Annotated in this window: 6 protein-coding genes; 3 read left to right on the top strand and 3 right to left on the bottom strand. The window is 70.9% G+C overall.

All coding sequences use genetic code 11. The features are described from left to right. Positions 1-76: 76 nt before the first annotated feature. Positions 77-301, bottom strand: a complete 225-nt coding sequence (locus ACE3TU_RS17020) for a DUF2093 domain-containing protein (RefSeq protein WP_374626330.1) — start codon at positions 299-301, stop codon at positions 77-79. 168 nt (positions 302-469) lie between these two features. Between ACE3TU_RS17020 and ACE3TU_RS17015 the strand changes: the two genes are divergently transcribed. Then, positions 470-1,402, top strand: a complete 933-nt coding sequence (locus ACE3TU_RS17015; protein ID WP_374626328.1) for a hypothetical protein — start codon at positions 470-472, stop codon at positions 1,400-1,402. Positions 1,403-1,433: 31 nt separating this feature from the next. Here the strand turns inward: ACE3TU_RS17015 and xseA are convergent, their stop codons facing one another. Together xseA and ACE3TU_RS17005 are read right to left on the bottom strand one after the other, a co-directional pair. Next, the gene (gene xseA / locus ACE3TU_RS17010) at positions 1,434-2,972 is read right to left on the bottom strand and encodes an exodeoxyribonuclease VII large subunit (protein ID WP_374626326.1); all 1,539 of its coding nucleotides are present in this window, start codon (positions 2,970-2,972) and stop codon (positions 1,434-1,436) included. Positions 2,973-3,004: 32 nt separating this feature from the next. After that, on the bottom strand, positions 3,005-4,999 hold the full coding sequence (locus tag ACE3TU_RS17005; RefSeq protein ID WP_374626324.1) for a DUF5107 domain-containing protein: 1,995 nt from the start codon (positions 4,997-4,999) through the stop codon (positions 3,005-3,007). 141 nt (positions 5,000-5,140) lie between these two features. On the opposite strand from ACE3TU_RS17005, the gene purD reads away from it, so the two are divergent. After that, positions 5,141-6,415 (top strand): phosphoribosylamine--glycine ligase, encoded by a 1,275-nt coding sequence (purD, locus tag ACE3TU_RS17000; protein WP_374626322.1) that lies wholly within the window; start codon positions 5,141-5,143, stop codon positions 6,413-6,415. Between the two features lie 31 nt (positions 6,416-6,446). After that, on the top strand, positions 6,447-6,693 hold a 247-nt coding region (locus tag ACE3TU_RS16995), incomplete at its 3' end, for a patatin-like phospholipase family protein (RefSeq protein WP_374626320.1).

Raw genomic sequence — 6,693 nt, 5'->3', positions numbered from 1 at the left:
GCAGCACACCGGCCTCGAGACGGTAGCGCAAGCGCTTCAGCCATCCGGGCCGTCGCGGGCCGGGTGCCGCCATGGCCTAGCGGCTCGTCAGGCCGTAGCGCCGAAACGCCTCGTGGGCGGCGTCCGCGGTGGCATAGGCCTCCTGCCGGTCGACGTTCCAGTAGGTCAGCTCGTCCAGCGGAATGGCCGCGCCGGTGATCGCACAGCGGACAAAACTGCCAGGCCTTACAACCACATAATCGGCATCGAGGTAGCGAAGCTCGGCCTCGGATGGCGAAAAGGTCTTGTCGAAGATGTTCATCCGGGGCGCCTTGCTGGTCCAATCTGGATATAGGCCCAGATGGCTGGCTTTGCCAAGGCTGACGCCAATCTGAACGCCGCCATCCGCCCCGGTTCAGACTGGCGGCGCCATGGTGGCCCGAACGCGGCGAGATCATGACGCCGCGCCGACAGCAAGCCGAGGGGCAACATGAACAGATCCATCGTTTTCGCCGCCGCCTTCACCGGGGCAATGACCGCGGCCGTCGCCGGCGCCGGCGCCATCGAGACCTACGACCTCGGCGGCTCGGCGCTCGGGACACCCAGCGTCGTCTGGTACAAGCCCGGCGGAAGCGACGCGGTGGCGGTGTTCGTGCGCGGCACCGACGGCCACATGTACGCCCAGGTCGGCGACGGCCAGGGGGCCGGCTGGTCCGGCTGGGCGCCGATCGGCGACCTGCTGCTCAAATCCGACCCGGCCTGTGTCGCCACCACCGGCGCCTTGATCGACTGCGTCGCGGTGGGCCCCGACAACAACGTCTTCCACATCCGCCACAACGCCAAGTCGTTCACCTGGAGCGAATGGGAAAATCTCGGCGGCTTCGCCACGGCCGCCCCGGGCATCGCGCGCAACACGGACGAGGACGGCGCCGTGATGCTCAACGTGTTTGTCTCGGGACCGCAAAACCTGCTGTTCCTCAACGCCTTCGACGGAGACGACTGGACGGACTGGCAGAACCTCGAGGTCAAGGTCGGCGGTACCCTCACCTGCACCGACATCCTCGTGGTCGGCGCGCACTGCTACGACACCTCGAGCGGCAGCCCGGTGCAGTATTCCGACCTGACGCGCACATCAGGCAGCGACATCCTCATCGCCGACTGGCAGGGCCAGGTCATCGGCACGGTTTCGCCGGTGGTCACCGGCGAGGCGGGGGACACGCTCTACCTGTTTGCCAACGGCCCGGGCAAGCGCCTGTGGGTGAAGAGCTGGCACGGTGCCTTCAGCGAATGGAAGAACCTGCCGGTCGCCATCGCCAATGCCAGCCCCGGCTGCGCCCTGCGCCCCGTCGGCGGCAATGTCTGGTGCGGCATCGTCGAGGACAATGCCGTGAAGATGATCATGGTCGAGGCCAACGACCTCTAGGGCCGGCACAAGGCCAGGTCGGTCGGCCGGATCAGAACAGGCTCTCCTGCTCGTCGGCGGGGCGGGGCCGCGGCCGCCGGCGCGGCGCCGGGCCGTCGCCGATCAGGGCCGGAAGGGTGCCATCGCTGAGCATCAGCGCCACCTGGTCGCCGGGCCGCACCTGGCCGGTCTGGCGGACAATGTGTCCCTCGGCAACGGTGACGACGGCAAAGCCGCGGGCGAGGACGTTCCGGTAACTCACCGATTCGAGCAGCTTTGCCGCCGAGACCAGCCGCTGCGCGCGCTGCTCGAGGAGACGCCGCAGGGCCGGATCGAGCCGTGCCAGCAGCGGGGTCAGTCTGGTGCGGGCATGCCGGATGTCGCTGCGCAGCGCCGTGGGCGCCAGCCGGATGGCGGCAAGGCGGGCCCGCTTGCGTTCGGCAACGCGCGAAGCGGCCGTATCGGCCCGCCGCGACAGGTCGTCGAGGCGCGTGCGAAGCACCCGCGCGCGCTGGACGAGCAGCATCGGCGCGAGCTTGCCGGCGTGGCGACCGAACTCGATGCGCTTTTTCTGCCCGGCATGGCTGAGGGCGGCGGAGAGCTTGAGGGAGGCCAGGTCGAGCCGCTGCCGCGCCGAGGCGACGAGATCGAGCGGGCGTGGCAGCCCGGCCGCGGCGGCGCGCAGCCGATCCCGTGCGTTGCCCGCCATGCGCCGCGCCGCCTGGCGCTGGCGCAACCCCAGATCATCGACATAGCCGACGAGTTCGAGGCGCACCGGCACCGCCGCCTCGGCGGCCGCGGTCGGTGTCGGGGCACGATGGTCCGAGGCGTGGTCGACGAGCGTCGTGTCCGTCTCGTGCCCGACGGCGGTGATCACCGGGATGCGGCTCGCAGCCACCGCCCGGACGACGATCTCCTCGTTGAAGCCCCACAAATCCTCGATCGAGCCGCCACCGCGCGCGACGATCAGCAGGTCCGGCCGCGGGATCGCCCCACCGGGGACAAGGGCGTTGAAACCGTTGATCGCCGCCGTCACCTCGGCGGCGGCGGTCTCGCCCTGCACGCGCACCGGCCAGACGAGGACGTGGCTCGGAAAGCGGTCGGCGATGCGGTGCAGGATGTCGCGAATCACCGCACCGGTCGGCGAGGTGACGACACCGATGACGCGCGGCAGGTACGGCAGCCGGCGCTTGCGCTCGCTGGCAAACAGGCCCTCCGCGGCGAGCTTCCTGCGCCGCTCCTCGAGCAGCGCCATCAGGGCGCCGGCGCCGGCCGGCTCGATCTGCTCGATGACGATCTGGTATTTCGAGGAGCGCGGGAAGGTGGTCAGCCGACCGGTGGCGATGACTTCGAGGCCCTCTTCCGGCTTGAAGATCAGCCGTGGCCAGGTCCCCTTCCACACCACTGCGTCGATCGCCGCGTTCTCGTCCTTGAGCGTGAAATAGGCGTGGCCGGAGGAGTGCTGGCCCCGAAAGCCGGAAATCTCGCCGCGCACGCGGACATGGCCGAACTCCTCCTCGACGGTGCGCTTCACCGCCTGGGCGATCTCGGAGACGGTGAACTCGGCGGCGTTGGTCAGGGGAGCGGGCATGGCCAACAGGTGCGGGAGAAGGGCCGAGTCCGTCAAGCCTCGCCGGACTGCATGCGGAAATCGAGATGCGGAGGGAGCGGGTGGGCGCGGAGGTGCGCCGCGAGTTCGGCGGGGGTCGGCTCGCGCCCGAGGGTCTCGCCGAGGCGACCGCGCTGCAGCGCGCGCCAGAGTTCGCCGAGCAGCCGCTCGCCCTCGCGGATGGTGGCGAAGCGCCGCCGCAGCAGGCGTTCGAGCGTCGCAAGGTCGCCGGTGGCCGCGGCCACGCGGGCCCGCGCGAGGTGCACGCGCTCGTTGTCGAGGGCCGAGGCCGGCAGGGCGGAGACGAAGGCCTCGAGCGTCGCGGACCGCTCCTGCGCAACGAGGAAATCGGCGATCTCGGCCGCCAGCGCCGGGGGCGCCCCGGCCATCGACCAGGCCCTCAGGTAGTCGGCTTCCGCCTCGGCCGGACCGGTGGCGAGCAGGGCCCGCTGCCGCAGTCCCAGCCAGGTTGGCCGCAGCGCGAGGCTGCGCTCCACCAGCGCGCGGGCCGTCTCGCGCTCGTCGCGATCGAGTGCCGCGATGGAGAGCAGCAGGGCGTGCAGCCAGGTCTCGCCGTGCCGCTCGGAACTGTGCTCGAGCGCCGCGACCCACTGGCGGGAGACCGCGATGTCCGCAGGGACCTCCTCGAGGCTCCCGAGCGAGAACGTCCCCAGACGCAGCAGGTCGTCCCAGCAATCGTCGGCGCCCCGGACGGTGAAATCGAGCCCGGCGGCGACCGGCCGACCGGTGAGGCGTTCGTGACGACCTCCCCAGGGCGCGCCGGCCGACAGGCGTCGCGTCAGCGGCCGCGTCGCCGCCTCGGCCAGAAAGCGGTCGATCGCGGCGAGTTCGGCGCCGGGAAACCGCCCGTCGATGGCCGTTGCCGCCGCCGCGGCGGCGGTCCTGTAGTCCGGGTCGTGGGCGGATGACGGGCCGAGCTCCAGCGCGCCATAGACCTCGGTCCACTGCACCTCGCCACGGGCGGGCAGCTCGAAGCGCTGGTTCTGGGTCGGGCTGATGCCGCTCTGGATCTCGATATAGTCGCCCTCGCCCGGCCGGGCGAGATAGTCCATCCACTGCCGGCCGCCCGGCGCGGTGCCGAAGTAGAAAAACTTGCGGCCGACCAGTTCCGCCGTCGCGGCCTGGGCAAGGCCGATTCCGTCGGCGTCGAGCGCGGCGATGAAGCGGCGCGGCGCCTCCGGGGCGCGGAAGAAGACCGAGGTCGCATCGCGCCAGCGATCGGGGTAGGAGCCGTCGAAGCGGTCGGGATCGGGGAACGGGAAGCGGCCGAGTTCGTTACCGGGCGGCACGTGCTCGATGGCGTAGTCGGCCGGGCTGAGCACCCGCATGCCCGGCTGCATCGGGGCCGCGACATTGGTCCACCAATAGGCGAGGCGGGCCGTGTCACCGGCATTGGCGATGCGGCCATGGACGAACAGCCGATCGTCGCCGGCCGGCAGGAACAGGTCGATCTGCCAGCTCGCCTCTACGACCCGGTCGAACTCGTAGAGCCGCAGGATCGGCCCGCGCTCGGTCTCGACGATACCGCCGAACACCGGCGCCACGGTGAACGGGGTGTGCCCTGGCACGAGCCCGTTCCACTCGATGCCACCGGAGAACCAGGCATTGAGCGAGGCGAGGTTGGCCGGCTGGAACACCGGATTGGCGAACACCAGATCGCGCCCGAGCCGCAGGTCGCGCAGCGACAGCAGGCGCCCGCCGAACTGCGGCGCCACGCTGGCCTCGAGGCGGCCGTTGGAGACGAGGATCACCTCCATGTCCTTTTCGACCGGGTTCCGGTCGTAATCGTCATAGACGCGGTAGGGCAGGATCGAATCGCGGCCCCAGTTGAAGCCGTGCCGGCTCTCCTCGGAGGTCAGGCCGCGATTGGGCGGCGGGTCGGTATCGGCGATGGGCTGCTGCCAGCGGAAGCGCGGCAGGGTGCTGGGCGGGCCGAGCCGCGACATCGGCCGGCGTCGCGTCGTCCGCTCGATCCTCGTCTCGTTCATGCCGATCTCCCCTGCCGGCTGCATATGCGCCAGCAGCCGGCGCCCTGGCAAGCGGCCAGACTGGCCTTGGGTGGAGGGCCCGTGCTAGAGGGCGGCCGTGTCTCCTCCGCGACGGAGAGGAGGCGGATATCGGGAGGGCGCATGCGCATTCTGGTGATCGGATCGGGTGGCCGCGAGCACGCGCTGGCCTGGGCCATCGCCAGATCGGAGCGCTGCGACAAGCTGTTCGTGATGCCCGGCAATGGCGGCACGGCGAGCTTTGCCGAGAACGTCATCTGCGACATTACCGACCACGCGGCAGTGATCGAGTTCGCGAGGCGCAACCAGGTCGACTTCGTGGTCATCGGACCGGACGCGCCGGCGGTGGCCGGGCTCGGCGACGACGTGCGCGCGGCGGGACTGCTGTGCTTCGGCCCGTCGCGGGCAGCGGCACAGCTCGAGGGGTCGAAGGCGTTCACCAAGGCGCTGTGCGACGAGGCGGGGGTGCCGACGGCGGCCTATGGCCGCTTCGAGGCCGAGGCCCCTGCCCTCGACCATGTCCGGCAGAGGGGGGCCCCGATCGTCATCAAGGCCGACGGGCTGGCCGCCGGCAAGGGCGTCACCGTGGCGATGACGCTCGCCGAGGCCGAGGACGCGGTGCGCGACTGCTTTTCGGGGGCGTTCGGCGCCTCCGGCTCGCGCGTCGTGATCGAGGAGTATCTCGAGGGCGAGGAAGCCTCGATCTTCGCCCTCAGCGACGGCGAGAACGTGGTGATGCTGCCCAGCGCGCAGGACCACAAGCGCGTCTGGGACGGCGACCGCGGACCCAATACCGGCGGCATGGGCGCCTATTCGCCGGCCCCGGTGATGACACCCGAGATGACCGCCCGGGTCGAACGCGAGATCATCGGCCCTTCGATCCGGCGCATGGCGGAGCGCGGCACCCCGTTCACCGGCGTGCTCTACGCCGGAATCATGGTGACCAGCACCGGTCCCAAGCTGATCGAGTACAATGTGCGCTTCGGCGATCCCGAGTGCCAGGTGCTGATGCTGCGGCTCAGGTCCGATGCGATCGAGATGCTCGAGCGCACGGCGCGGGGCCAGCTCGCCGGCTATCGGCCCGAGTTCACCGACGCGGCGGCGCTGACGGTGGTCATGGCGACCCGAGGCTACCCGGTCGATCCCGGCCGGGGCAGCGAGATCACCGGCGCCGACGGGCTCGACGGGCCGGACCTCGTGGTCTTTCATGCCGGCACGATGCGGGTCGGCGGCCGGCTGCTCGCCAATGGCGGCCGGGTGCTGAACGTCACCGCTCTCGGCGCGACCGTGACCGAGGCGCAGGCCCGCGCCTATGCGGCGGTGGACAGGATCGACTGGCCCGAGGGCTTCTGCCGGCGCGACATCGGCTGGCGCGCGGTGACACGCGAGAAAGGCTGAACCTCTTATAAACCGGGCGGGCGTAGCCTAGATGGTCAGCATGACCCAGGACCCGACAGCGCCGGCCGCACCGACGCCGCTGCAGCGGCGAGGGCAGGAGATTGTCCAGCGGCTGCGCGGCGAGTTCGTCGAGCGCCCGCCGTCCCGGGTGTCGGAGCCGCGCATCGGGGTGGCGCTGGGCGGCGGATCGGCGCGCGGGCTCACCCACATCCCCTATATCGAGGCGATGGACGAAATCGGCCTCAGGCCCAGTGTCATCGCCGGCACCTCGATCGGGG

The organism is Devosia sp. (assembly GCF_041917035.1).
GTDB lineage: Bacteria > Pseudomonadota > Alphaproteobacteria > Rhizobiales > Devosiaceae > Devosia_A.
Note: the sequence above shows the minus strand (reverse complement) of the source record. Positions and strands in the feature narration are given on the sequence as shown.

Bases quoted from the DNA above. Each gene is read 5' to 3' on its own strand.
- ACE3TU_RS17005 (WP_374626324.1), bottom strand. From the start codon at position 4,999: ATGAACGAGACGAGGATCGAGCGGACGACGCGACGCCGGCCGATGTCG.
- purD (WP_374626322.1), top strand. From the start codon at position 5,141: ATGCGCATTCTGGTGATCGGATCGGGTGGCCGCGAGCACGCGCTGGCC.
- xseA (WP_374626326.1), bottom strand. From the start codon at position 2,972: ATGCCCGCTCCCCTGACCAACGCCGCCGAGTTCACCGTCTCCGAGATC.
- ACE3TU_RS17020 (WP_374626330.1), bottom strand. From the start codon at position 301: ATGAACATCTTCGACAAGACCTTTTCGCCATCCGAGGCCGAGCTTCGC.
- ACE3TU_RS17015 (WP_374626328.1), top strand. From the start codon at position 470: ATGAACAGATCCATCGTTTTCGCCGCCGCCTTCACCGGGGCAATGACC.